Origin of the sequence: Mesorhizobium ventifaucium, from assembly GCF_935822925.1 — a bacterium.
Classification (GTDB): Bacteria; Pseudomonadota; Alphaproteobacteria; order Rhizobiales; family Rhizobiaceae; genus Mesorhizobium; species Mesorhizobium ventifaucium.
Map to the genome: position 1 here is coordinate 415,834 of NZ_CAKXZS010000011.1, position 23,333 is coordinate 439,166.

23 protein-coding genes and 1 other RNA gene are annotated in these 23,333 nt (G+C 63.8%); 19 read left to right on the forward strand and 5 right to left on the reverse strand.

All coding sequences use genetic code 11. From position 1 onward, the window contains the following. Positions 1-11: 11 nt before the first annotated feature. The gene (locus NMG70_RS10200; RefSeq protein ID WP_254024363.1) at positions 12-716 is read right to left on the reverse strand and encodes a c-type cytochrome; all 705 of its coding nucleotides are present in this window, start codon (positions 714-716) and stop codon (positions 12-14) included. 193 nt (positions 717-909) lie between these two features. On the opposite strand from NMG70_RS10200, the gene NMG70_RS10205 reads away from it, so the two are divergent. From NMG70_RS10205 to NMG70_RS10220, 4 genes are all read left to right on the forward strand, one after another. Beyond that, positions 910-1,638 carry a 3-deoxy-manno-octulosonate cytidylyltransferase gene (locus tag NMG70_RS10205; protein WP_254024364.1) on the forward strand — a complete coding sequence of 243 codons (729 nt, stop codon included), beginning with the start codon at positions 910-912 and terminating at the stop codon, positions 1,636-1,638. 28 nt (positions 1,639-1,666) lie between these two features. Next, entirely contained in the window at positions 1,667-2,530 is an 864-nt protein-coding gene (locus NMG70_RS10210) for a prephenate dehydratase (protein ID WP_254024365.1), read from the forward strand. A 44-nt stretch (positions 2,531-2,574) separates the two neighbouring features. Continuing rightward, on the forward strand, positions 2,575-3,378 hold the full coding sequence (locus NMG70_RS10215) for an alpha/beta hydrolase (RefSeq protein WP_254024366.1): 804 nt from the start codon (positions 2,575-2,577) through the stop codon (positions 3,376-3,378). 91 nt (positions 3,379-3,469) lie between these two features. Beyond that, a complete protein-coding gene (locus NMG70_RS10220) occupies positions 3,470-4,120 on the forward strand; it encodes a glutathione S-transferase family protein (RefSeq protein ID WP_254024367.1) in 651 nt (216 codons plus the stop codon). On the opposite strand, the gene NMG70_RS10225 is transcribed toward NMG70_RS10220, so the two are convergent. From NMG70_RS10225 to NMG70_RS10235, 3 genes are read right to left on the reverse strand one after another with little or no spacing between them, the layout of a single operon-like run. Continuing rightward, positions 4,117-4,410, reverse strand: coding sequence for a Dabb family protein (locus NMG70_RS10225; RefSeq protein WP_254024368.1), 294 nt, complete (start codon positions 4,408-4,410; stop codon positions 4,117-4,119). The two genes, NMG70_RS10220 and NMG70_RS10225, sit on opposite strands and share 4 nt — an antisense overlap. Positions 4,411-4,419: 9 nt before the next feature. Then, positions 4,420-5,370, reverse strand: a complete 951-nt coding sequence (gene nudC / locus NMG70_RS10230) for an NAD(+) diphosphatase (RefSeq protein WP_254024369.1) — start codon at positions 5,368-5,370, stop codon at positions 4,420-4,422. A gap of 50 nt (positions 5,371-5,420) precedes the next feature. Continuing rightward, positions 5,421-5,840: an HIT domain-containing protein gene (locus NMG70_RS10235; protein ID WP_027151663.1), complete on the reverse strand. Its 420-nt coding sequence runs from the start codon at positions 5,838-5,840 to the stop codon at positions 5,421-5,423. A gap of 356 nt (positions 5,841-6,196) precedes the next feature. Between NMG70_RS10235 and ffs the strand changes: the two genes are divergently transcribed. From ffs to NMG70_RS10295, 12 genes are all read left to right on the forward strand, one after another. Beyond that, positions 6,197-6,293, forward strand: an RNA gene (gene ffs, locus NMG70_RS10240) — signal recognition particle sRNA small type. A 105-nt stretch (positions 6,294-6,398) separates the two neighbouring features. Continuing rightward, a complete protein-coding gene (locus NMG70_RS10245; RefSeq protein WP_254024370.1) occupies positions 6,399-8,249 on the forward strand; it encodes a DNA polymerase III subunit gamma/tau in 1,851 nt (616 codons plus the stop codon). A 22-nt stretch (positions 8,250-8,271) separates the two neighbouring features. Further along, entirely contained in the window at positions 8,272-8,595 is a 324-nt protein-coding gene (locus NMG70_RS10250) for a YbaB/EbfC family nucleoid-associated protein (RefSeq protein ID WP_065005911.1), read from the forward strand. A 289-nt stretch (positions 8,596-8,884) separates the two neighbouring features. Further along, a complete protein-coding gene (locus NMG70_RS10255) occupies positions 8,885-9,787 on the forward strand; it encodes a cell wall hydrolase (protein ID WP_254024371.1) in 903 nt (300 codons plus the stop codon). Positions 9,788-10,061: 274 nt separating this feature from the next. Further along, on the forward strand, positions 10,062-10,667 hold the full coding sequence (gene recR, locus NMG70_RS10260) for a recombination mediator RecR (RefSeq protein ID WP_254024372.1): 606 nt from the start codon (positions 10,062-10,064) through the stop codon (positions 10,665-10,667). A gap of 188 nt (positions 10,668-10,855) precedes the next feature. Further along, positions 10,856-12,133, forward strand: a complete 1,278-nt coding sequence (locus NMG70_RS10265) for a lytic murein transglycosylase (protein WP_254024373.1) — start codon at positions 10,856-10,858, stop codon at positions 12,131-12,133. A 223-nt stretch (positions 12,134-12,356) separates the two neighbouring features. Next, positions 12,357-14,000 carry an ABC transporter substrate-binding protein gene (locus tag NMG70_RS10270; RefSeq protein ID WP_254024374.1) on the forward strand — a complete coding sequence of 548 codons (1,644 nt, stop codon included), beginning with the start codon at positions 12,357-12,359 and terminating at the stop codon, positions 13,998-14,000. Positions 14,001-14,018: 18 nt separating this feature from the next. Next, positions 14,019-15,080: an ABC transporter permease gene (locus NMG70_RS10275; RefSeq protein WP_254024375.1), complete on the forward strand. Its 1,062-nt coding sequence runs from the start codon at positions 14,019-14,021 to the stop codon at positions 15,078-15,080. Further along, positions 15,077-15,997, forward strand: coding sequence for a nickel transporter permease (gene nikC, locus NMG70_RS10280; RefSeq protein WP_254019139.1), 921 nt, complete (start codon positions 15,077-15,079; stop codon positions 15,995-15,997). The genes NMG70_RS10275 and nikC overlap by 4 nt, the downstream gene beginning before the upstream one ends. Beyond that, a complete protein-coding gene (locus tag NMG70_RS10285; protein WP_254024376.1) occupies positions 15,994-16,827 on the forward strand; it encodes an ABC transporter ATP-binding protein in 834 nt (277 codons plus the stop codon). Before nikC ends, NMG70_RS10285 begins: the two co-directional genes overlap by 4 nt. Beyond that, positions 16,824-17,573: an ABC transporter ATP-binding protein gene (locus NMG70_RS10290; protein ID WP_254024377.1), complete on the forward strand. Its 750-nt coding sequence runs from the start codon at positions 16,824-16,826 to the stop codon at positions 17,571-17,573. Before NMG70_RS10285 ends, NMG70_RS10290 begins: the two co-directional genes overlap by 4 nt. Positions 17,574-17,916: 343 nt before the next feature. Further along, positions 17,917-19,194 (forward strand): 4-aminobutyrate--2-oxoglutarate transaminase, encoded by a 1,278-nt coding sequence (locus NMG70_RS10295; RefSeq protein WP_254024378.1) that lies wholly within the window; start codon positions 17,917-17,919, stop codon positions 19,192-19,194. Between the two features lie 231 nt (positions 19,195-19,425). Here the strand turns inward: NMG70_RS10295 and NMG70_RS10300 are convergent, their stop codons facing one another. Further along, positions 19,426-20,679 (reverse strand): NAD(P)/FAD-dependent oxidoreductase, encoded by a 1,254-nt coding sequence (locus NMG70_RS10300; RefSeq protein ID WP_254024379.1) that lies wholly within the window; start codon positions 20,677-20,679, stop codon positions 19,426-19,428. 471 nt (positions 20,680-21,150) lie between these two features. Between NMG70_RS10300 and NMG70_RS10305 the strand changes: the two genes are divergently transcribed. From NMG70_RS10305 to bfr, 3 genes are all read left to right on the forward strand, one after another. Continuing rightward, positions 21,151-22,443 (forward strand): imelysin family protein, encoded by a 1,293-nt coding sequence (locus NMG70_RS10305; protein ID WP_254024525.1) that lies wholly within the window; start codon positions 21,151-21,153, stop codon positions 22,441-22,443. A 123-nt stretch (positions 22,444-22,566) separates the two neighbouring features. Beyond that, positions 22,567-22,878 carry a (2Fe-2S)-binding protein gene (locus tag NMG70_RS10310; protein WP_254024380.1) on the forward strand — a complete coding sequence of 104 codons (312 nt, stop codon included), beginning with the start codon at positions 22,567-22,569 and terminating at the stop codon, positions 22,876-22,878. Then, positions 22,844-23,329, forward strand: a complete 486-nt coding sequence (bfr, locus tag NMG70_RS10315) for a bacterioferritin (RefSeq protein WP_254019134.1) — start codon at positions 22,844-22,846, stop codon at positions 23,327-23,329. The genes NMG70_RS10310 and bfr overlap by 35 nt, the downstream gene beginning before the upstream one ends. The last annotated feature ends 4 nt before the right edge of the window (positions 23,330-23,333 follow it).

Sequence of the window (23,333 nt, forward strand, 5' to 3'; positions counted from 1 at the left end):
TTACAATTGCGTTATTGCGCCGGTGCTGGTGCGGGAGCGGCAGGGGCCGGTGCCGGTGCCGGTGCGGGAGCAGCAGGGGCTGGTGCCGGAGGGGCGGCCGGTGCTTCGCCCTCTGCCGACTTGGCCGGCGCCGCGCCTTCGGCGGGTGCAGCCGCCGAAGCGCCCGGTGTCGGCAGCGGCTTCGGATTGTCCGACAGTGTGCGCAGATAGGCGATGACGTTGGCGCGGTCCTCGTCCTTCGGCAGGCCGGCGAAGCCCATCGCCGTGCCCTTCACCAGCTTCTTCGGCGAAAGCAGAAAATGGTTGAGGTGGTCGTAGGTCCATTTTTCGGCGCCGCCCTTGGAAAACTCTTTCATGCCGGCCGAATAAGCGAAGCCCCCATGCTCGGCGATGGGACGGTCGATGATGTCCCACAGATCGGGGCCGACCTTGTTCGGCCCGCCCTTCTCGCCGGAGTGGCAGGCCTGGCACTTCTTGAACACGGCCGCACCCGCCTCGACATTGGCGTTGGGCAGGAGGTCGGCGATCGGCTTGGCTTCTGCAGCGGGGGCCGCCGGGCCGCCCTCGGCAGGCTCCTCGGTCGCCTCGATGGCGTAGCCGGGCTTTTCCGGTGCGGGGGAGGCGAACAGCGCGTCGGATATGATGCCGACCGAGAAGACGACGAACACGGTTCCGAGCAGGCCGCCGATCAGCTTGTTGATTTCGAAAGAGTCCATACGCCCCAGGCTCCCTTTTCCGGCGGACCGATCTGTCCACTCCGTCCGTCGGTAATCGTGAACCACCCCGCGAGGCAGTCAAATCGGGCGGAAACTAGGTCTTTTGCTCTGGCGTTGCAACACCTATAAGGGCGCTTCCAGTGAGACCTTTTGCCACTTTTCCCTTCCTCTTTTTCGGATGCTTCATCACCCGATGTCCACGCTCATCCTCATCCCGGCCCGCATGGCCTCGACCCGCCTGCCGGGCAAGCCGCTGGCCGACATCGCCGGCGTTCCGATGATCGTCCATGTCGCTCGCCGCGCCGCCGAGGCCGGGCTCGGCCGGGTGGTGGTCGCCACCGATACTGACAGCGTGGCGGAGGCGGTGCGCACGCACGGTTTCGAGGCGGTGATGACGCGCGTCGACCACGAATCGGGCTCCGACCGCATTTTCGAGGCGCTGGCCACACTGGATCCCGGGCGCAAGGTCGAAACGATAGTAAACGTGCAGGGCGACCTGCCGACCATCGATCCCGACATCATCAAGGCTGCACTGAAGCCTTTCGAGGATGCGACGGTCGGCATCGCCACGCTCGGCATCGAGATCGTCCGCGACGAGGAAAAGACCAATCCGAATGTCGTCAAGATCGTCGGCTCGCCGCTGTCGGAGACACGGCTGCGGGCACTCTATTTCACCCGCGCCACGGCACCCTGGGGCGATGGGCCGCTCTATCATCACATCGGCCTCTATGCCTATCGCCGCTCGGCGCTCGAGCGCTTTGTCGCGCTGAAGCCGTCGCCGCTGGAACGGCGCGAGAAGCTCGAGCAGTTGCGGGCGCTGGAGGCCGGCATGCGCATCGATGCCGAGATCGTAAAGTCGGCGCCGTTCGGCGTCGACACGCCGGACGATCTCGAACGCGCCAGAACCGTCCTTTCAAGCTGAGACATCTGGTCAACCTGAGACATTTGGCATGCCTGAGAAAACCAACAGAATAGCCTTCCAGGGCGAGCCGGGCGCCAATTCCGACACCGCCTGCCGCAACATGTTCCCTGATATGGAGCCGTTGCCGTGCCCGACCTTCGAGGATGCTTTCAACGCAGTCGAGACTGGCAAGGCCGACCTCGCCATGATCCCGATCGAGAACACCATTGCCGGGCGCGTCGCCGACATACATCATCTTCTGCCGGAATCGAAGCTGCACATCGTCGGCGAATATTTCCTGCCGATCCATTTCCAGCTGATGGTTCTGCCGGGCGTCAGGCGCCACGAGATCAGAACCGTGCACAGCCACATCCATGCGCTCGGCCAGTGCCGCAGGTATATCCGCAAGAACGGCTGGAAGCCGGTGGTCGCCGGCGACACGGCGGGCGCCGCCAAGCTGGTCGCCGAGCTGAAGGACCACACCATGGCGGCGCTGGCGCCGGCTCTGGCCGCGACGCTCTACGGACTCGACATCATCGAGGAGAATGTCGAGGACACCGACAGCAACGTCACCCGCTTCGTCGTGCTGACCAGGAACAGGCAGTGGGCCGAACGTCCCTCGGCTGACGCCAGGATGATGACGACGTTCATCTTCCGCGTCCGCAACGTGCCGGCCGCGCTCTACAAGGCGATGGGCGGCTTCGCCACCAACGGCATCAACATGACCAAGCTCGAGAGCTACCAGCTCGGCGCATTCACCGCGACCCTGTTCTATGCCGATATCGAGGGCCATCCCGACGATCCGCTGGTCAAGCTGGCGCTCGACGAGTTGGCCTTCTTCTCGCGCGAAATGCGGATTCTGGGCGTCTACCCGGCCAGCCAGTCGCGCGAGCAATGGAAGGTAGCGGACTAGCTCAGCGCCTTGCCAGGTGACGAGCATCGGGCGACATTCCTGCGATGTGGCTTTTGAAACTGATGCTCGCGGTCGCTGGATTGTATGCGGTGATTGTCGCCGTCGTGTATGCGCTTCAATCCTGGCTGATTTTTCCGGCCGGCCTTGCGGCGTTCGGACCCGATCTGCCGGCCGGGGCCCGCCATGTCGAACTGGCGACGGAGGATGGCGAGCGCGTTGTCCTGGTCCGCCTGCCGGCAAGGCAGGCGCCGGCCGAGCCACGCCCGCTGCTGCTGGGCTTCGCCGGCAATGCCTGGAACGCCGACGCACTTGCCCTGATGCTGCACCAGCTATTTCCCGAACATGAGGTCGCTGCGCTGCACTACCGCGGCTATGCGCCGAGCAGCGGAAGCCCGTCGGCCGCCGCCCTGTTCGAGGACGCCCGACGCGCCCATGACAAGCTGGCCAGCGACGCCAAAGCCGGCATCGTCGCCATCGGCCTTAGCATCGGCGCTGCGGTTGCGGCCGATCTGGCGACGGCCCGGCCCCTGCGTGGCATCGTCATGGTGACGCCCTTCGATTCGCTGAAAGAACTCGCCGCTCACCACTATCCCTGGCTGCCGGTGCGGCTCTTGCTGCGGCACCGCATGGAAGCTGCAGGATCTCTGCGCGACCTCGATGTGCCGACGGCTGTCATCACCGCCGAGAACGACACCATCGTACCTGCGGCGCGTTCGGCGCCTCTGCGCGAGGCTGCCCGTGACCTGCGCAGCCACATCGCCATAGCGGCTGGCCACAACGACCTCTATGGCCATCCCGACTTCGCTGGCGCGCTACGCGCCTCCGTCGCGGCGGTCATGCGCGATTGAAAAGCAGTTCCCAGATGTCGGAATTCCGGCGCGACATTCGTCCTTTGCTTGCCACAGTCGAAGAAAGGACACGACGAGATGAGGCCTCCCAATGATCCCCACCATCACCGCCTTTGAACGGTCGCCCGATCGCGGCAGGGGACTGGCGCGCGACATGCGCGTTCGCTGGGCGCTTGAAGAAGCCGGCCAGCCGTACAAGGTCCGCCTTGTTTCGTTCAGTGGAATGAAGAAACCCGCGCATCGAGCGCTTCATCCTTTCGGGCAGATTCCGACCTATGAGGAAGGCGATCTCGCGCTGTTCGAGTCGGGGGCCATCGTGTTCCATATCGCCGAGCGCCATGCTGGCCTGCTGCCAGACGATGCGAATGCCCGGGCGCGCGCGATCTCATGGATGTTTGCCGCGCTCAACACCGTGGAGCCGCCGATCCTTGAACGCCAAACCGCCGTGCTCCTGGAGCGCGACGAGACCTGGCACGAACAGCGCCTGCCTATGGTCGAGGATCGCATCCGTGACCGGCTGGGCGAACTTTCCGGTCGGCTTGGCGATGCCGACTGGCTCGATGGTGCGTTCAGCGCCGGGGACCTGATGATGGTGCACGTGCTGCTAAGGTTGAGCGGGTCGGGTATACTGGACGAATATCCGAACCTCTCCGCCTATGTCGCCCGCGGCGAAGCCCGGCCCGCCTACAAGCGTGCTTTCGCCGCTCAATTGGCGGTTTTCACAGGCGAGTCACCAACCTAACTCAGCGGCGCGTAGTCGATCTCCAAAAACGCCGCTACCTCCGGAATCCAGCGGTCGCGGACGAAGGCGACGTGATCGGGATGGTCGTTATAGCGGGAATAGGCGGCCTGGTCGGCGAACTCCATCGAGAAGCCAAAACGATAATCGTTCTTCGGGCTGACCTGCCGCAACTGCTCGAAGTTCTCGACGCCCGGTATCGCCGCCAGTATTTTGGCGTCTGCCAGAAATTTTGCCTCCTCGGCCGAGCTCTCTTTGTGCTTCAGCCTGAACACCACTGTATGACGGATCATTTCGCTCCCCTATGAGTCTTGCGCGCTGTCGGCCCAGGCGCGGATGAGGTTGTAGGCGATCGCCCCCTTCGGCGGCGTGACCAGGCCGCCCGGATGCTCGCGAGCCAGCATTAAGAGCACCTCGTCGCGAAAGAACCAGCGGCAGTCCTCCAGCTCGTTGAGGTCGGCCTGGATGTCCTCGTTGAGCGGCTCGCCGAAGCAGCCGATCATCAGCGAATAGGGAAACGGCCAGGGTTGGCTGGCGTGATAGACGACGCGGCCAAGCCGGATGCCGGCCTCCTCCAGCGTTTCGCGGCGCACCGCCGCTTCGATCGTCTCGCCCGGTTCGATGAAGCCGGCAAGCGCCGAATACATGCCGGGCGCGAAATGCCGGCCGCGGCCGAGCAGGCATTTTTCACGAGTCGCCGTCAGCATGATCGCCACCGGGTCGGTGCGCGGAAAATGCTCGGTGGCGCAGGCCGGGCAAAGCCGCTTGTAGCCGCCGGCCCGCATCGCGGCTTCAGCGCCGCATTTGCTGCAGAAGCGGTGGCTGGCATGCCAGGCGAGCAGCGCTGCTCCTTGCGCCATCGCGCCGGCCGCCGCCTCGTCGATCAGCCCCTGCATATAGACCGAGCGATAGTCGATGGCCTTGATGGTTTCTGGCAGCTGTTCGGGGTCGCTGCCGGCCGGCACCGCGAGCACCGGGCCGCTGTCGGAAAAACCGAGCAGGACGCCACGGTCGAGCGACACCTTGAGCGGCTGGCTTTCCTCGGCGCTGAACCAGGGGTCGAAGCCGCCACCGCCGAGCTTGAGGTAGAGCCGCCCGCCATGCATCAGCAAAAGCCTGACCGAGGGGTCGGCGAGCGCCTTTTCGACGGAATCGTCGGCCCGGTTTTCCGATTGCCGGTCGATCCTATTGCCGGCGAAGCCGACGAACTGGCTCGGCTCGCGCAAGGGCGCGTCAAACAGGCGGAAGCTCATCGGAGACTCAAGGTTCAGGACTCAAGGTTCAGGATGGACACGGGACAGGCTTATAGCGCCGCCTTTATCTTCTGCGCAAACCGGCGCAGGTCCGAGCGCTCATAGGGCTCGCGCATGCCGTGCCCCCACACCGGGCCCGGCCAGCCGGGATCGCCTTCCGAGCGCGCGACGACATGGACATGCAACTGTCGCACGATGTTGCCAAGTGCGCCGCTGTTGATCTTGGTGCAGCCGGTCACGCTTTTCAGCGCCTGCGCCACCATGTTGGTCTCGAAGGTCAGCATCGCCTGGTCGAGCGGCGTCAAATCATGGATTTCCTCCGCGCCTGGCCGCTGCGGCACCAGAAGCAGCCACGGCCAGCGGCGGTCGTTCATCACCCGCAACTCGCACAGGCCGAGCCACATCAACTGCTCGCTGTCCGCCTCCAGACGAGCATCCAGCGTGAATCCGGCCTCGAGGCCCGGCGACATCGGCGTTTCCTTCACTTTTGTAGTATTTTTTACTTCATGGACGCTAGAGCGGCTGCCGTTAGCCCGCAAGAGGGCGGCACGCGAATCAAGTTCTATCGTGGCTCCGGCGAAGAACTCAGGGCATGGCCTGGCAGGAGCTGGGCTGGAATGAAGCCACCATCTCGCGCCGCCTCTGGTCTGCCGGCCATATCTTTCGTCCATTTGTTCTTGCTTTGTGCCGGCAGCTATGCTAGTGGTTTCGACATGGTGCTTATTCGCGCCAGCGATCCGCCCGCCTAGGCGGTTTTTTTATTTCTGGTTTCGCTGACCGTCACTGCGCTCTTGCATTTCATTGCCGGATTGCCGATATGAAAGCGGGAGGTTGGTGGTGGACGGTCCACTCGCCAACCGGGTCAGGTCCGGAAGGAAGCAGCCCTAACGAGCCCGGAACGGGTCATTGTTCCAGCCTCCCACCTCTTCGCCTTTCTCCCGCGACATTGACGGCGCCAAGCCCTGCGGGCGAAACTATGCGCAGGAATCGGCCGCCTTAAGCCGCGGCCCTTGGAGCTTTACGGGCGAATGAGCGAAGCCGGAAATTCGGGAACGGAAAAGGCCGCCGCCTATCGCGTTCTGGCGCGCAAATACCGTCCTGCCAATTTCTCCGAACTGATCGGCCAGGAGCCGATGGTCCGCACCCTCACCAACGCTTTCGCCACCGGCCGCATCGCCCAGGCCTGGATGCTGACCGGCGTGCGCGGTGTCGGCAAGACGACGACGGCGCGCATACTGGCGCGGGCCCTGAACTACAAAACATCGACCGTCGACCAGCCTTCGGTCGACCTTGCCGTGCCGGGCGAGCATTGCCAGGCGATCATGGAAGGCCGCCATGTCGACGTCATCGAGATGGACGCCGCCTCGCACACCGGCATCGACGACATCAGAGACATCATCGAGCGCGTGCGCTACGCCCCGGTGTCGGCGCGCTACAAGGTCTACATCATCGACGAAGTGCACATGCTCTCGACGCAGGCCTTCAACGGCCTGCTGAAGACGCTGGAAGAGCCGCCGCCGCATGTGAAGTTCATCTTCGCCACCACCGAAATCAGAAAAGTTCCGATCACCGTCCTGTCGCGCTGCCAGCGCTTCGATCTCAGGCGTATCGATGCCGGCACGTTGGTCGCGCACCTCTCCTCGATCGCCGGAAAAGAAGGCATCGCAGTCGATGACGACGCGCTGGCGATGATCGCCCGGGCGGCCGAGGGCTCGGCGCGCGATTCACTGTCCATTCTCGACCAGGCGATCGCCCATGGTAGCGGCGCAGTCAGCGCCGAAGCGGTGCGCGCCATGCTCGGGCTGGCCGACCGCGCCCGTATCGTCGACCTGTTCGAACATGTGATGAAGGGCGATGTGGCAGCCGCACTGGCCGAATTCCGCAACCAATACGACGCCGGCGCCGATCCGGCCGCGGTGCTGACCGATCTTGCCGAGTTCAATCACCTCGTCACCCGGCTGCGCTTCGTGCCGACAGCCCTCGATGACGCCTCGCTGTCCGAGGACGAGCGCCGGCGCGGCGCGGATTTCGCCAGGGCGCTGTCGGTCAGGGTGCTGTCGCGGACCTGGCAGATGCTGTTGAAAGGCATTCCCGAGGTGCAGTCCTCCAACCGGCCGGTCAGTGCCGCCGAAATGGTGCTGATCCGGCTGGCGCATGCCGCCGACCTGCCGACTCTGGACGAGGCGCTGAAATCGCTGGAGAGTGGAGCGTCGGTGTCGAATGGCGCGCCACGCTTGAATGCTGCGCCGGCAAGCCCCGGCCCAGCAAATTCTGGCCCAGCAAATACTGGCCCAGCAAGTTCCGGTAACGGCGGCGCCAGCGCCGTTGCGCAGACGCGGATACCGGCGGTCAATGGCGGCGCCCAGACCATGCGGCTGGTCGAACCCGAGCCGATGCCCGCGGCCTTCCTTCCGGCGCCGGCGCCGGAGCCGGTCGCCGATGCGCCGTCGGTGCCGGTGAAATCGCTGGCCGACATCGTCGCCTTGGCCGATGCCCAGCGCGACATGGCCTTCAAGGTGCTGGTCAAGCGCTGCGTGCGCCTGGTGCGCATCGAGCCGGGCCGCATCGACGTCAGCCTGACCGATGACGCGCCGAAGATGCTGCTCAACGATCTGACCGCCAAATTGCGCGCCTGGACCGGCCGCAGCTGGCTGGTCTCGCTGTCGAAGGAAGAGGGCGGCCAGACGCTGGCCGAGATGGAATCGACCAAGCGCGAAAACGCGCTCCTCGATGCCAAGAGCGATCCGACCGTCGCCGCCATCCTGGCGCGTTTTCCCGGCGCCAGGATCATCGACGTGCGCATTCCCGACGCACCGGAAGCCGATGCGGTGGAGGCCGAGGTTCCGATCGAGCCGCCCGCTGACGAAGACGAAACCTGATACCAACCGTAGAGGAACCGTGATGAAAGATCTTCTCGGCCTGATGGGCAAAGCAAAGGAAATGCAGGCCAAGTTCCAGGCCATGCAGGATGAGATCGCCACACTGGAAGCCACCGGACAGGCCGGCGGCGGCCTGGTCAGCGTGACGCTGACCGGCAAATTCGAGATGAAGGCGCTGAAGATCGATCCGTCGCTGTTCAAGGAGGACGAGGTCGAGATTCTGGAGGATCTGCTTCTCGCCGCCCACAATGACGCCAGGGCCAAGGTCGAGCAGATGATGCAGGAAAAGACCCAGGCACTGACCGCCGGACTGCCGATACCGCCGGGAATGAAGCTGCCGTTCTAAGGTGCTGTATGCCGGTCGACCGAGCCCATCGCATTGGCCCGGCAGGCCACGCTGCGAAGGCTGCGCCGCTCGAAGGTGACGCTACCAAGCCCCTTGCGGAAGTTGCGACGCTCGAAGGTCAAGCCGTTACAGTGGCCAAAGAGCGCAGCGATCAACGCCCACCCGCCGGCCAGCTGTGTCCATTCGGCAACTCCGCGCACTTAATAACGCTTTAGCCATCTTTTTGCCTGAAAGTGTCTCATTCTTGCCGCAACCAGAGGCGGGCTGGCGACTGAATGAGGGGATATCTTTGATCGCGACCCGATGGAAGACGCCGTTGCTGCTCGGCGTCATCACCTCTCCGCTGTTTTTGGCCGCCTGCAGTCAGACCACGCACGGCCTGTCCGTGGCCAGCCTGACCGATACGGTCAGGTCCCGACCCTACAGCCACACAGCCAAGGACAAAGAGTGCCTCCAGCGCGCGATGTTCTTCGAATCCAACCGGTCGAGCCGTGACGGCATGATTGCCGTCGGCACGGTGGTGATGAACCGGCTGCGCTCCGGCAAGCACGGCAACACCATCTGCCAGGTGGTCGGCGAACGCGGCCAGTTCGCGCCGGGCGTGATGACGCGGCCAATGAATTCGAAGGCGATGCCCGATGTCGAGGAAGCCGCCGAGGCGGTACTCAGGGGCGAGCGCAAGGCCAAGCTGAAGAACTCGATGTTCTTTCACACCGCCGGCCTGCGTTTCCCCTACAAGAACATGCACTACACCATGGTCGCCGGCGGCAACGCCTTTTACGAAAAGCGCGGCCGCAACTGGAAACCACTGCCGGACGAGCCCACGGTCGCGGTGGCGCAGGCGACGCCGCGGGGGTCGCGCGCCGCACCAGTGACGCTCATGGCCTCTGCGGCGCCGGCCGCCAAGGCAGAACTCGCCAAGGCAGCGCTCATCAAGGCAACCTATGTGACCGCGGTCGCATCGCAACCGGCAAAGGCCATTCCAGAGAAGGCGACGCCAGAGAAGGTGACCTTTGTGGCGATGCAGGAGCCGGACGCGGCCCGTTTCGGCGGCACCGCCGGTGCGCAACCGGTCACGTCATTCCCGGCGGCGCCGGCCGAGCCGACGATGTCGTTTGAACCGACGCCCGAGAACACCGATGCCATCGGCGCGATGATCGCCGGCCAGGGCAGGCCGCTGGAAGCCTACTGAGACGGTCGGATAGTCAACGTTGGCGCCGCCCCTCATTGCCCTGCCGGGCATTTCTCCCCGTTAACGGGGAGAAAGAAGCTGGCCGCAACCTTGGCACCCTTTCTGCAACGCCTGCGATTGGCGAAATCCTTTGCGAAGGCTCTTTCTCACCGTCACTATACGGGGAGAAATGCCCGGCAGGGCAATGAGGGGCAGCGCAAACCTCAGCGATTGTCTCGTAGCAGCGTCCTTGCACGGTGTTCCAAAACCCATCGAAAAATCCTAAACCGATGCGATGTCGAAGCGAATCGCCGGTCCCGAGATCGAACGCCTGATCCAGCTCCTGGCCAAGGTGCCGGGGCTTGGGCCGCGTTCGGCCAGGCGAGCAGCGCTTCACCTCATCAAGAAGAAGGAGCAGTTGCTGTCGCCGCTCGCCGCCGCCATGAGCGAGGCGGTCGACAAGGTGCGCATCTGCTCGACCTGCGGCAATGTCGATACGTCCGATCCCTGCATGATCTGCACCGATCCGCGCCGCGACGCCGGCACGCTGATCGTCGTCGAGGACGTGGCCGACCTATGGGCGCTGGAGCGGGCGGCCGCCATGAATGTCCGCTATCACGTGCTCGGCGGCTCGCTGTCGCCGCTCGACGGCATCGGCCCCGAACAGCTCAACATCGGCTCGCTGGTCGACCGTGTCGCCGGCGGCGAGGTCAAGGAGGTCATCCTTGCCGTCAACGCCACGGTCGAGGGCCAGACCACCGCGCATTATCTCACCGACCAATTGTCCGGCTTCGATATCAAGGTGACGCGGCTGGCGCATGGCGTGCCGGTCGGCGGCGAACTCGACTATCTCGACGAAGGCACGCTGGCCGCGGCGCTGCGCTCACGGACGGCGTTTTGAGGAAGGGGGGAGGTATTCTTGAGATGATTGCGTTCCGTCGCGCCCCCCTCCGTCCTGCCCTCTTTGCCAATACTTGGCATCTCCGCCACGAGGGGGGAGATTGGATGTCATCTCGGCTTTCGCCATTCTCCAACGTTGTTGAACAGGCGCAGCCCGCGAAGCTGCCAATCTCCCCCCTCGTGGGGGAGATGTCCGGCAGGACAGAGGGGGGCGCGACAGAACGCGGCCTTTGCAGGCTGGCCGCCGCTTTTTTCCTCGCCGCACTGACTGCCTTCCTCCTCGCCACCCCCGCCTCCGCCACAAAACTCGACGACCAGTTCCACGCCTGGCTCAACAACGACCTCTGGCCCGAGGCCAAGGCCAAGGGCATCTCCAGAAAAACCTTCGACGCCGCCTTCGACGGCATCAACCCGAACCTCAAACTGCCCGACCTGGTGATGCCGGGCAAAAAGGCGACGACGCCGCAGAAGCAGCATCAGGCGGAGTTCGGTTCGCCCGGAGCCTATTTCGCCGAAAAGACGGTTCGCGCCGTGACCGCTGGTGGCCGCACGCGCAAGGCGGCCAATGCCAGAACCGTCGCCGCGATCGAGAAGCGCTACGGCGTGCCGGGCGAGGTGCTGCTGGCGATCTGGGGTCGCGAGAGCGGCTTTGGCGCAGCGAAAATGCCCTACGACGCTTTCGAAGTGCTGGGCACCAAGGCCTTCATGGCGACCAGGAAGGATTTCTTCCGCAGCGAGCTTATGGCGGCGCTCGAGATCGTCGAGCGCGGGTTGGCCCCGGTCGGCGCGATGAAATCGTCCTGGGCCGGCGCACTCGGCCAGCCGCAGTTCATGCCGAGTTCGTTCCTCAGACATGCCGTCGACTTCGATGGCGACGGCAGGGTCGACATCTGGAACTCGGAGCCGGACACGCTGGCCTCGATCGCCAACTATCTCGTCCACTATGGCTGGGTAAAAGGCCGCGGCTGGGGTTTTGAGGTGACGGCGCCGGACGCGGTCTCCTGTTCGCTCGAAGGTCCGGACCAAGGCAAGAGGATTTCCCAGTGGGCTGATATGGGCATCAAGCGTGTCGCGGCAAGACCGTTTCCGGCGCGCGAATTGAAGACCGAAGGCTTTCTTCTTATGCCGGCCGGGCGCAGCGGTCCGGCCTTCATCGTCACGCCCAATTTCTACGTCTTGAAGCAATACAACACCAGCGATCTCTACGCCCTGTTCATCGGCCACGCCGCCGACCGCATCGCCAATGGCGACAGCAATTTTTCAGGGCGCTGGGGTGCGGTCGGCGGGCTCCACAGGTCCGATATCGCCGCCTTGCAGCGGGCGCTGGAGGCCGAGGGCCACGACGTCGGCAGCGCCGACGGCCTGCCCGGTTTCAAGACCCGCCGCTCGATCGGCAAGTGGCAGGCCAGGAACGGTCGCGCCGCCACCTGTTTTCCCGACGCCGACCTGGTGACCGCGTTGAAATAGCTGCACTCCTTGTGTCGCTTCCGGTGGTGGTGGCTGGCTGATCCTGGTCCAACAAACAGCTTTGCAAATGCTCGTTGCCGCGCCTGAAACCGCCGGATAAGGTGAGGCGGAACTGGATAAAAATCACCAGGACGACCGGTTCAGGGTCATAGTTCGATTAGGCAGGTGAATGCCAAACCCTGAGCTGGGAACTCAGGTCAACAAAAACAGGGAACAGTTAAAAATGATGATGGAAAAGTTTGCTCTACGCTCCCGCGTCCTGCTCGCCGGCGCAGCCATGTCCGCGCTGCTTCTGGCCGGCGCGCCTGCCTTGGCGGTCACGCCGGCCGACACGCTGGTCGAGGGTTTCGCCATCGACGACATCATCTCAATGGATCCGGGCGAGGCGTTCGAGCTGTCGACCGCCGAGGTCACCGGCAACACCTACGATCTTCTTGTCCGCCTCGATCTCAGTGATACGTCCAAGGTCAAGGGCGATCTCGCCGAAAGCTGGACTGTCTCCGACGACGGATTGACCTACACTTTCAAGCTCAAGCCCGGCCTGAAATTCGCCTCGGGCAATCCGATCACCGCGGCGGACGTCGCCTACTCCTTCGAGCGCGCCATCAAGCTCGACAAGAGCCCGGCCTTCATCATCGGCCAGTTCGGCATCACCGGCGACAACGTCACCGAGAGGGCCAAGGCCGTCGATGACACGACGTTCCAGTTCACCGTCGACAAGACCTATGCGCCGAGCTTCGTCCTGAACTGCCTGTCGGCAACCGTCGCGTCGGTCGTTGACGCCAAGCTGGTCAAGGAACATGTCGCCGCGGTGACGCCCAGCGCCGACTACAAATACGACAATGACTTCGGCAACGCCTGGCTGAAGACCGGCTATGCCGGCTCCGGCGCCTTCAAGCTGCGCGAATGGCGGGCCAACGAGGTCGTCGTCATGGAGCGCAACGACAATTATCACGGCGAAAAGGCCAGGCTTGCCCGCGTCATCTATCGCAACATGAAGGAAAGCTCGGGCCAGCGCCTGGCGCTGGAGGCCGGCGACATCGACGTTGCCCGCAATCTCGAGCCGAACGACCTCGACGCCATCGCCAAGAACGCCGATCTCACCACCACCAGCGCGCCGAAGGGCACGGTCTTCTACATCAGCCTCAACCAGAAGAACCCGAACCTCGCCAAACCCGAGGTTCGCCAGGCCTTCAAATATCTTGTCGACTATGATGCCCTGAGCTCGACCATCCTCAAAGGCATTGGCGAGATCCACCAGACCTTCCTGCCAAAAGGCGTGCTCGGTGAGCTGGACGAAAATCCGTTCAAATTCGACCTCGCCAAGGCCAAGGAACTGCTCGCCAAGGCCGGCTTGGCCGACGGCTTCAGCGTCACCATGGACGTCCGCAACACCCAGCCGGTGACCGGCATGGCGGAATCGTTCCAGCAGACGCTCGGCCAGGCCGGCGTCAAGCTGGAGATCATTCCCGGCGACGGCAAGCAGACGCTAACCAAATACCGCGCCCGCAATCACGACATCTATATCGGCCAGTGGGGCCAGGATTATTTCGATCCGAACTCCAACGCCCAGACCTTCGCCAGCAACCCCGACAATTCGGATGAAGGCAAGACCAAGACCCTGGCCTGGCGCAACGCCTGGGACATTCCGGAGTTGACCAAGCAGACCGAAGCGGCCCTGCTCGAGAAGGATCCGGCCAAGCGCGCCGCAATGTACCAGGATCTGCAGAGGAAGATTCTCGAAACCAGCCCTTTCATCATCGTTCACCAGCAGCTGGAAGTGGCCGGCCTGCGCAAGAACCTTAAGGGCTTCGCGCTCGGCCCGAGCTTCGACACCAATTTCGTCGGCCAGATCTCCAAGGAATGATGCCGGCGGACGCGCCGCATGAGTACTGTTGAAAGCGAAGAGACGGCGGGCCGCGGCAGCGCCCGCGCCGTCGCGTCGTCGATCGCCCGTTTCCTGGTCATCGCAATAACCACCTATCTCGGTCTTCTCGCGGTGACCTTCTTCATCGGCCGGGTGATCCCGATCGACCCGGTGCTGGCGGTGCTCGGCGACCGCGCGCCGGCCAATGTCGTCGAGCGCACGCGGCGCGAGATGGGGCTCGACCTGCCGCTGATCGAGCAGTTCTACATCTATGTGAAGAATGCCCTGAACGGCAATTTCGGCACCTCGGTGCTGACCACCAATCCGGTGATGACCGACATTCGCCGCGCCTTTCCGGCGACGATCGAGCTGGCGACGCTGGGAACGCTGATCGGCGCATTGCTTGGTGTGCCGCTCGGCGTGCTGGCGGCGGTCCGGCGCGGCAGCATCATCGACCAGATCGTGCGGATCATCGGCCTGGTCGGCTACTCCGTGCCGATCTTCTGGCTGGGACTGCTGGCGCTGGTGCTGTTCTACGCCAGGCTGCAATGGGTGGCTTTTCCCGGCCGCCTCGACATCGTCTATGAATATACCTTCACGCCGATCACCGGCCTTTATCTCCTGGATGCGCTGTGGCAGCGGCAGTGGGATGTGTTTCGCGATGCCTTCCGCCACATCATCCTGCCGGCCTCGCTGCTTGGCTATTTCTCGCTCGCGTATATCAGCCGGATGACCCGATCGTTCATGCTGAACGAGCTTGCCCAGGAATATATCGTGGCGGCGCGCGCCAAGGGCCTGTCGGAAACACGCATCATCTGGGGCCACGCGCTGCGCAACGCGGCGGTGCCGATGGTCACCGTGATCGCGCTTTCCTATGCCGGCCTGCTCGAAGGCTCGGTGCTCACCGAGACCGTGTTCTCATGGCCGGGCATCGGCCTCTACATCACCAATTCCCTGCAGAACGCCGACATGAACGCCGTGCTCGGCGGCACCATCATCATCGGCTCGGTGTTCATCGGCATCAACCTCCTGTCCGACCTGCTCTATCGGGTGCTTGATCCGAGGACCAAAGTGAGATGAGCGTTGAGGTGATACAAAGCCGTCGCGACTGGCTGCTCAGCGAGCGGCCGGCGTCGCGCATGCAAGCCAGGCTCGGTCGTGCCTATGTCGCGTGGCGGCGCTTTTCCGCCAACCGGCTGGCGTTTCTCGGCCTGCTAATCATCATCGCTTTGCTGGTGGTCGCCGCCTTTGCCGATGTGCTGGCGCCCTATTCGCCGACATTCGGCGACCTCAAGGGCTCGCGGCTGCTGGCGCCAAGTGCCGAGCACTGGTTCGGCACCGACGACCTCGGCCGCGACATCCTTTCGCGCGTCATCTTCGGCTCGCGATGGACGCTTTACGTCGTCATTCTCGTCGCAGTCATCGCCGCTCCTATCGGCCTGCTGGTCGGCACCGTCGCCGGTTATGCCGGCGGCTGGATCGATGCGATCCTGATGCGTATCACCGACATCTTTCTCGCCTTTCCGAAGCTGATCCTGGCGCTGGCCTTCGTCGCAGCACTCGGTCCCGGCATCGAGAATGCGGTGCTCGCCATCGCCATCACCTCATGGCCGCCCTACGCCCGTATTGCCCGTGCCGAAACGCTCACCGTGCGCAATTCGGATTACATCAAGGCCGTGCAATTGATGGGCGCCTCGCCGTTCCGCATCGTGCTGCGCCACATCATGCCGCTCTGCATCTCCTCGCTGATCGTCAGGGTGACGCTCGACATGGCCGGCATCATCCTGACCGCCGCCGGTCTCGGCTTCCTCGGCCTCGGCGCCCAACCGCCGCTGCCGGAATGGGGCGCGATGATAGCGTCGGGCCGCCGCTTCGTGCTCGACCAATGGTGGGTGGCCGGCGCACCAGGCTTTGCAATCCTCATCGTCAGCCTCGGCTTCAACCTGCTCGGCGACGGCCTACGCGACGCGCTGGATCCGCGCAGTGGTGATCAATGAGCACGCTTCTCGAGGTCGACAATCTGCGCGTCACCTTCCCGACGCGCACCGGCCGGATCGAGGCGGTGCGCGGCGTTTCCTTCTCGCTCGGCCGCGAACGGCTCGGCATCGTCGGCGAGAGCGGCTCCGGCAAGTCGCAGACCGGCCGCGCCATCATGGGCCTGACCCCGGCGCAGGCCGAGGTCACGGCTGGCAAACTTGCCTTCGACGGCATCGACCTGCTCGCGGCCTCGCCCCGCGACCGCCGGGCGCTGCGCGGCAAGCGCATCGCCATGATCCTCCAGGACCCGAAATATTCGCTCGATCCGGTGATGAGCATCGGCCGCCAGATCGTCGAAACGCTGCGCACGCATGAGAAGGTCGGCAAGGCCGAAGCCCGCGCGCGGGCGCTCGCCATGCTGGAGGCGGTGCAGATCCGCGATCCCGCCCGTGTCTTCGACCTGCATCCGCACGAGGTTTCGGGCGGCATGGGCCAGCGCGCCATGATCGCCATGATGCTGATCGCCGGGCCGGAGATGATGATCGCCGACGAGCCGACCTCCGCGCTCGACGTCACCGTGCAGCTCGAGGTGCTCGGCATCCTCGACCGGCTGGTCAGCGAGCGCGGCATGGGCCTGATCTTCATCTCGCACGATCTGCGCCTGGTCTCGTCCTTCTGCGACCGGGTGATCGTCATGTATGCCGGCAAGGTGGTCGAGCAGCTCAAGGCTTCGGAGCTCGGCCGCGCCCAGCACCCCTATACGCGCGGCCTGCTCAACTGCATGCCGAAGATCGGCGCCGACCGTCATCCTCTGCCGGTGCTCGACCGTAAGCCGGAGTGGGCGGCATGACGGCAGCGCTTTCCGTCGACAGGCTGGAGGTGGTCTTCGATCGCTTTCGCGCGCTCAAGGGTGTCAGCATCGAAGTGCAATCCGGCGAATCCTTTGGGCTGGTCGGCGAATCCGGCTCCGGCAAATCGACGCTGCTGCGCGCGATTGCCGGCCTCGCACCGGCCGCTTCGGGCAGCATCACCGTCAACGGCAAAAAGCTCGGCACGCGCCGCGACAAGGCCTTTTATCGCGAAGTGCAGATGGTCTTCCAGGACCCCTACGGCTCGCTGCATCCGCGCCAGACCGTCGACCGGCTGCTGCAGGAGCCGCTCGCCATCCACGGCTTTGCCGATGGCGAGAAGCGCATCCAGCGGGCGCTGAACGAGGTCGGGCTCGGTACCGGCTTCCGCTTCCGCTATTCGCATCAATTGTCGGGTGGCCAGCGCCAGCGCGTGGCGATCGCGCGGGCGCTCATCCTCGAGCCGTCGATCCTGCTGCTCGACGAGCCGACCTCGGCGCTCGACGCTTCCGTGCAGGCCGAGGTGCTCAACCTCTTGGAAGAGATCCGGCGGCGGCGCAAGCTGACCTTCCTGATGGTCAGCCACGACCTCGCCATCATCACCCATATGTGCGAGCGGCTGATGGTGATGCAGAACGGCGAGGCGGTGGAAAATCTGGCGGCGAGCGACCTTGTCAAGCGGCACGTGACCAAGGACTATACGCGCAACCTCTTGCGGGCCAGTGACGGGTTTGTGCGGACTGCGTGAGCGGCCCGCTTTCAATTCCCCGCGTCGTGTTCCTTCGCGCCCCCCTCTGGCCTGCCCTCTTTGCCAAAACTTGGCATCTCCCCCACAAGGAGGGAGATCGGCAGCTTCGTCGGCCGCGCTCCTTCTGCAACGTTCGCGATTGGCGAAACCATCAATGACAGCCAATCTCCCCACCCGTGAGATGGCCGGCAGGCCAGAGGGGGGCGCGAAGGAACACGACGCCAAAGGCGGCAGGCCCAATCGCCTGGCGGCGGTGCCAACTTGAGGAAAACGTGAAATAAGATCAGAACAATTCCCGGCAATCATCCAACCGAGAACAGGCGCCGGGCCGGCGAGGGACATCATGAAGAATTCAGCCATTTCCGAACGCAAGAACCAGTCGATCTCGCGCGGCGTCGGCATGACCACGCAGATCTATGCCGACCGCGCCGAGAACTCGGAAATCTGGGATGTCGAAGGCCGTCGCTACATCGATTTCTCGTCCGGCATCGCCGTCGTCAACACCGGCCACCGCCATCCCAAGGTGATCGAGGCGGTCAAGGCGCAGCTCGACCGCTTCACCCACACCTGCCATCAGGTGGTGCCCTATGAGAGCTATGTCAGGCTGGCCGAACGGCTGAACGGCATGCTGCCGGGCAAATTCGACAAGAAGACAATTTTCGTCACCACCGGTGCCGAAGCGGTGGAGAACGCCATCAAGATCGCCCGCAACGCCACCGGCCGGCCGGCGGTCATTGCCTTTGCCGGCGGCTTCCATGGCCGCACCTTCATGGGCATGGCGCTGACCGGCAAGGTCGTGCCCTATAAGGTCGGCTTCGGCGCCATGCCGGCCGATGTTTTCCACGCGCCGTTCCCAGTGGTGCTGCACGGAATCACGGTCGCCGATTCGCTGGCCGCGCTCGACCGGCTGTTCAAGGCCGATGTCGATCCGGCCCGCGTCGCCGCCATCATCGTCGAGCCGGTGCAGGGCGAGGGCGGCTTCTACGAGGCGCCGCGCGACTTCATGACGGCGCTACGCAAGGTCTGCGACCAGCACGGCATGCTGTTGATCGCCGACGAGGTGCAGACCGGCTTTGCCCGCACCGGAAAGATGTTCGCCATGGATCATCACGAGGTGGCGCCCGACATCACCACCATGGCCAAGAGCCTGGCCGGCGGCTTTCCGTTGGCGGCGGTCACCGGGCGTGCCGAAATCATGGATGCGCCGAACCCCGGCGGGCTCGGCGGCACCTATGGCGGCAGCCCGATCGGCGTCGCCGCGGCGCATGCCGTGCTCGACGTGATCGACGAGGAAAAGCTCTGCGACCGCGCCAACACGCTGGGCAACCGGCTGAAGCAGCGGCTGCAATCGATCCGCGACGACACGCCGGAGATCGTCGATATCAGAGGCCCGGGCTTCATGAACGCTGTCGAGTTCAACGATGTGAATAAGGGCCTGCCATCGGCCGAGATCGCCAATGCGGTCCGGCTGAAGGCGCTCGACAAAGGGCTGATTCTGCTCACCTGCGGCGTCTACGGCAACGTCATCCGTTTCCTCGCGCCAATCACCATCCAGGACGGCGTCATGAACGAAGCGCTCGACATCCTGGAAAGCTCGATCCGCGAAGTCCGCGCCGCCTGAGGTGATCTTTCCGGGCGTTGGCGCTGCCCCTCACCCTTACCCTCTCCCCGTGAAAAACGGGGACAGGGGGACGCCAGCGTTGCGATCAGCCCCTTCTCCCCGTTCTTCACGGGGAGAAGTGCCCGGCAGGGCGATGAGGGGCAGAGCCGAGATCGACAATTGGCGGTCGGCATCGGCGGGCGCAGGATATCGCCGCTCGCAACCCGGCATCACCTGAATATCAACATATCCTTATTCAGCGGCGCGGACAGGCTCTACCTGCTGGAAGGCGGCGAGCGCCGCCTTCAGTCCGTCCGGTCCCGTCGCAACCGTCTGCGGCGTCGGCGAGAAGCCGGCGCCGAGCATCTTGCGGCCAAGCATATGGTCGCCCGGCCGGTTGACCGACTCGATGCCGAGCAGACGATTTCCAGCATAATGGTAGATCGAAAATCTGTTCTCGTTGACGTCGCCCAGCACGACATGGCTGTCGCCGCCCGAAATCAGGCCGACCATCTGCAGCTTGATGTCGCCGATGTCGGACCAGAACCATGGCACCGCCGCAAAGGCGTCGGCGTGACCGAGGATGGTGCGCGCGGCGAGACGCGCCTGGTCGGTCGCATTCTGCACCGATTCCAGCCGCACATCGCCGCCGGTGAGCCAGTGCCGGTAGGAGGCGGCGTCGCCGATAGCGAGGATTTCGGGCATAGACGTGCGCATCTGCTGGTCGACGCGGATGCCGTTGGCGATCGTGATGCCGGCGGTCTGCGCCAGTTCGACATTAGGCACGACGCCGATGCCGATGATCACCATCTGCGCCGGCAGCCGCTCGCCGGATGCGGTGATTGCCGCCGAGACATAGCCGTTCTCGCCTTCGAGCCGCGCAATCGTGGTGCCGGTGAGGATGCGCACGTCGATCGCTTCCAGCCGCTGCCGCACGTGGCTCGCGATGATCGGCGCCACCGCCCGGCCGAGTAGCCGGTCGACCGCCTCGACCACGGTAACCTTGCGGCCGGCCGCTTTGAGCGTCGCGGCGATCTCCAGCCCGATGAAGCCGCCACCGAGGATGACGACATCCTCGCTCTGTGCGCTCAATTCGCGGATCAGGCGTGCGTCGGCGAGCGAGCGCAGCGACACCACGCCTGAAAAATCCGAACCCGGCAACGACAGCATGCGCGGCCGCGAACCGGTCGCCAGGATCAGCCGGTCGAACGGCAGTGTGCCGCCATCTGATAGCTCCAGCCCACGGCCGCCGGCATCGATGCGATCGATGCGGACGCCCTGCCGGTAGTCGATCGCGCTGCCGGTATAAAAAGCCTCGCCGCGCAGCGGCTGCGGTTTGGCCTCTTGATCCTTGATGAAGGTCTTCGACAGCGGCGGCTTGTGGTAGGGCAGTTCGTCCTCGTCACTGAGGAGGATCACGGGTCCGTCGTGGCCGTCCTCGCGCAGGCTGGCGGCCGCTTGCACGCCCGCATGACCCGCACCGACAATGACCACACCGTTTTTCATCGCAGACCCAATTCCTCATCTCTCCAACGCGTCATCGAAGTCTAGGACGTCTCGCCAAGTGGCGATTGTCTGACGCCGCCGCAAGACCACCTTTGCGGGTCGCACCCGGAATGGCGGTCTGTCAATCGTCTCGTCGACGGCGGCACGGCAAATGCAGCTAAAGTTGATACTTGCAGTTTAGAATAATTCTAAACTGTTGTTTCAATTGGCTTTTCTCTCTGAAATCGGTTGACTTCCGGCACCTTCATCGCTTTATGGAAGCTTGCGCGTCAAGCGCATCCCTTTGATGTCTGGGCCTTGAACCCTTTCGATTGGAGGCATTTCGATGTCTTTCTTCCGCAAACCGCGCTATGCCGCGGCCTGTATCACGCCCAATGGCATGGACCTGCCTTGGCGCCGATTGCCTGCCGACGCGCCTTTGGCGCCGGCATTTTCACTGAATTCCCGAGGGAGATGACAATCATGAGAGCGATGATCATGGCGCGATATGGCAGCAGGCTTGCAGCGATCGGCGCCACGGCGGCCTTGACGGCGGCGATATTCGTGCTGCCGGCCAAGGCGGAAACCGATGCCAAGGCGGTCATCGAGACCTATTCCGACATTGCGCTCGCCAAATATGAGGATTCGCTGACCTCGGCGCAGGCGCTCGACAAAGCCGTCGACGCGCTGCTCGCCAAGCCCTCGGTGGAAACGCTGGCTGCCGCCCGCGAGGCCTGGAAAGCGTCGCGCGTTCCCTATCAGCAGACCGAAGTCTATCGCTTCGGCAACGCCATCGTCGACGACTGGGAAGGCAAGGTGAATGCCTGGCCGCTGGACGAAGGCCTGATCGACTATATCGCCGAGAACTACGGCACCGAGTCGGACGCGAATGCGCTCTACACCGCCAATGTGATCGCCAACAAGTCGATCGAAATCGACGGCAAGAAGATCGACGCCACCAATCTTATTCCCGAGTTCCTCTCCGGCACGCTGCAGGAAGCCGGCGGCATCGAGGCCAATGTGGCGACTGGCTATCACGCCATCGAATTCCTGCTGTGGGGTCAGGATCTGCACGGCACCGGCCCGGGCGCCGGCGAACGGCCCTATACCGACTACGACCTCGCCAACTGCACCGGCGGCAATTGCGATCGTCGCGGGCAGTACCTGAAGTCGGCGAGCGAGCTTCTGGTTTCCGATCTGCAGGACATGGTCAACGACTGGAAGGAAGGCGGCGCCGCCCGCAAGAACCTTGTCGATGGCGAGCCGAAAGCCGGCATCTCGGCCATTCTCACCGGCATGGGCTCGATGTCCTACGGCGAACTCGCCGGCGAGCGCATGAAGCTTGGCCTGCTGCTGCACGATCCGGAAGAGGAGCATGACTGCTTCTCTGACAACACCTACGATTCCCATCTCTACGATGCCGTCGGCATTCGTGCCGCTTATAAGGGCAGCTACACGCGCCTCGACGGCACGGTCGTCGAAGGCCCTTCGGTGTCCGACATGGTCAAGGAGGCCGATCCAGCGATCGACAAGGAACTGTCCGAAAAGCTTGATGTCACTGTCGCCAAGATGGAAGCCATCAAGGCGCGGGCGCTTGGCGGCGAGGCCTATGACCAGCAGATCGGCGAAGGCAATACGCAAGGCAACGCCACCGTGCAGGCGGCGATCGACGCGCTGGTCGACCAGACCAAGTCGATCGAGCGCGCCGTCGGCGCCCTGAAACTCAATGCCATCGCCTTCGAGGGCTCGGACAGCCTCGATGCGCCAGACAAGGTGTTTCAGTAGGGCCTCGATGCCCGGAGCCCGAACCGAAAGTCCGCGTCGCGAAAGTTGAAATCGGTATCAGGCTCCACTTAAGAAAATAAGCCACACGGCGCCGAGCACGCGCTGTCAGCCACAGAGCAAATAATGCTGATCTGCCATTGCAACATCATCACCGAGAAGGAGATTGAGCAGACGATCGTCGGGCTGCTGGATCAGGATCCCTGGCAGCTTATCGTGCCGGCGAAAATCTATCATGCCATGCAGAAGCGTGGTCGCTGTTGCGGCTGCTTCCCAAATGTGGTCGAAACGATCATTCGGGTAACCGAAAATTACCACGCCCGCTCGGAGGCGAGCGGCGGGGATGTCGTTTCACACCTGGATCGCGTCAGAGGCCTGCGCGTCCAATACGGGAGCAGAACCCATGAAAGGCGAACAGCAGATCATAGAGCGGCTTAACGAGGCTCTGTTTCTGGAACTTGGAGCAGTCAATCAGTACTGGGTGCATTTCCGGCTGCTGGAGGACTGGGGCTACGCCAAGCTGGCGAAGAAGGAACGCGCGGAATCGATCGAGGAGATGCACCATGCCGACCGGCTCGTGGCCCGCATCATCTTCCTTGAAGGCCATCCGAACCTGCAGTCGGTAGCACCGCTGCGCATCGGACAGAATGTCAAGGAAGTGCTCGAATCGGATCTTGCCGGCGAATATGACGCGCGCTCTGCCTACAAGCGGTCGCGCGAGATTTGCGAAGAAGCAGGCGACTATGTGACGATGAAGCTGTTCGAGGATTTGTTGTCTGACGAGGAAGGTCACATCGACTTCCTCGAGACGCAACTCGACCTGCTCGCCTCGATCGGCGAGGAAAAATACGGCCAGCTCAACGCGGCATCGGCCGACGAGGCGGATTAGGGAC

Excerpts from the sequence above, each read along its gene's own strand:
- NMG70_RS10200 (WP_254024363.1), bottom strand. The coding sequence starts at position 716 with ATGGACTCTTTCGAAATCAACAAGCTGATCGGCGGCCTGCTCGGAACC.
- NMG70_RS10205 (WP_254024364.1), top strand. The coding sequence starts at position 910 with ATGTCCACGCTCATCCTCATCCCGGCCCGCATGGCCTCGACCCGCCTG.
- NMG70_RS10210 (WP_254024365.1), top strand. The coding sequence starts at position 1,667 with ATGCCTGAGAAAACCAACAGAATAGCCTTCCAGGGCGAGCCGGGCGCC.
- NMG70_RS10215 (WP_254024366.1), top strand. The coding sequence starts at position 2,575 with ATGTGGCTTTTGAAACTGATGCTCGCGGTCGCTGGATTGTATGCGGTG.
- NMG70_RS10220 (WP_254024367.1), top strand. The coding sequence starts at position 3,470 with ATGATCCCCACCATCACCGCCTTTGAACGGTCGCCCGATCGCGGCAGG.
- NMG70_RS10225 (WP_254024368.1), bottom strand. The coding sequence starts at position 4,410 with ATGATCCGTCATACAGTGGTGTTCAGGCTGAAGCACAAAGAGAGCTCG.
- nudC (WP_254024369.1), bottom strand. The coding sequence starts at position 5,370 with ATGAGCTTCCGCCTGTTTGACGCGCCCTTGCGCGAGCCGAGCCAGTTC.
- NMG70_RS10235 (WP_027151663.1), bottom strand. The coding sequence starts at position 5,840 with ATGTCGCCGGGCCTCGAGGCCGGATTCACGCTGGATGCTCGTCTGGAG.
- NMG70_RS10245 (WP_254024370.1), top strand. The coding sequence starts at position 6,399 with ATGAGCGAAGCCGGAAATTCGGGAACGGAAAAGGCCGCCGCCTATCGC.
- NMG70_RS10250 (WP_065005911.1), top strand. The coding sequence starts at position 8,272 with ATGAAAGATCTTCTCGGCCTGATGGGCAAAGCAAAGGAAATGCAGGCC.
- recR (WP_254024372.1), top strand. The coding sequence starts at position 10,062 with ATGTCGAAGCGAATCGCCGGTCCCGAGATCGAACGCCTGATCCAGCTC.
- NMG70_RS10265 (WP_254024373.1), top strand. The coding sequence starts at position 10,856 with ATGTCCGGCAGGACAGAGGGGGGCGCGACAGAACGCGGCCTTTGCAGG.
- NMG70_RS10270 (WP_254024374.1), top strand. The coding sequence starts at position 12,357 with ATGATGATGGAAAAGTTTGCTCTACGCTCCCGCGTCCTGCTCGCCGGC.
- NMG70_RS10275 (WP_254024375.1), top strand. The coding sequence starts at position 14,019 with ATGAGTACTGTTGAAAGCGAAGAGACGGCGGGCCGCGGCAGCGCCCGC.
- nikC (WP_254019139.1), top strand. The coding sequence starts at position 15,077 with ATGAGCGTTGAGGTGATACAAAGCCGTCGCGACTGGCTGCTCAGCGAG.
- NMG70_RS10285 (WP_254024376.1), top strand. The coding sequence starts at position 15,994 with ATGAGCACGCTTCTCGAGGTCGACAATCTGCGCGTCACCTTCCCGACG.
- NMG70_RS10290 (WP_254024377.1), top strand. The coding sequence starts at position 16,824 with ATGACGGCAGCGCTTTCCGTCGACAGGCTGGAGGTGGTCTTCGATCGC.
- NMG70_RS10295 (WP_254024378.1), top strand. The coding sequence starts at position 17,917 with ATGAAGAATTCAGCCATTTCCGAACGCAAGAACCAGTCGATCTCGCGC.
- NMG70_RS10300 (WP_254024379.1), bottom strand. The coding sequence starts at position 20,679 with ATGAAAAACGGTGTGGTCATTGTCGGTGCGGGTCATGCGGGCGTGCAA.
- NMG70_RS10305 (WP_254024525.1), top strand. The coding sequence starts at position 21,151 with ATGATCATGGCGCGATATGGCAGCAGGCTTGCAGCGATCGGCGCCACG.
- NMG70_RS10310 (WP_254024380.1), top strand. The coding sequence starts at position 22,567 with ATGCTGATCTGCCATTGCAACATCATCACCGAGAAGGAGATTGAGCAG.
- bfr (WP_254019134.1), top strand. The coding sequence starts at position 22,844 with ATGAAAGGCGAACAGCAGATCATAGAGCGGCTTAACGAGGCTCTGTTT.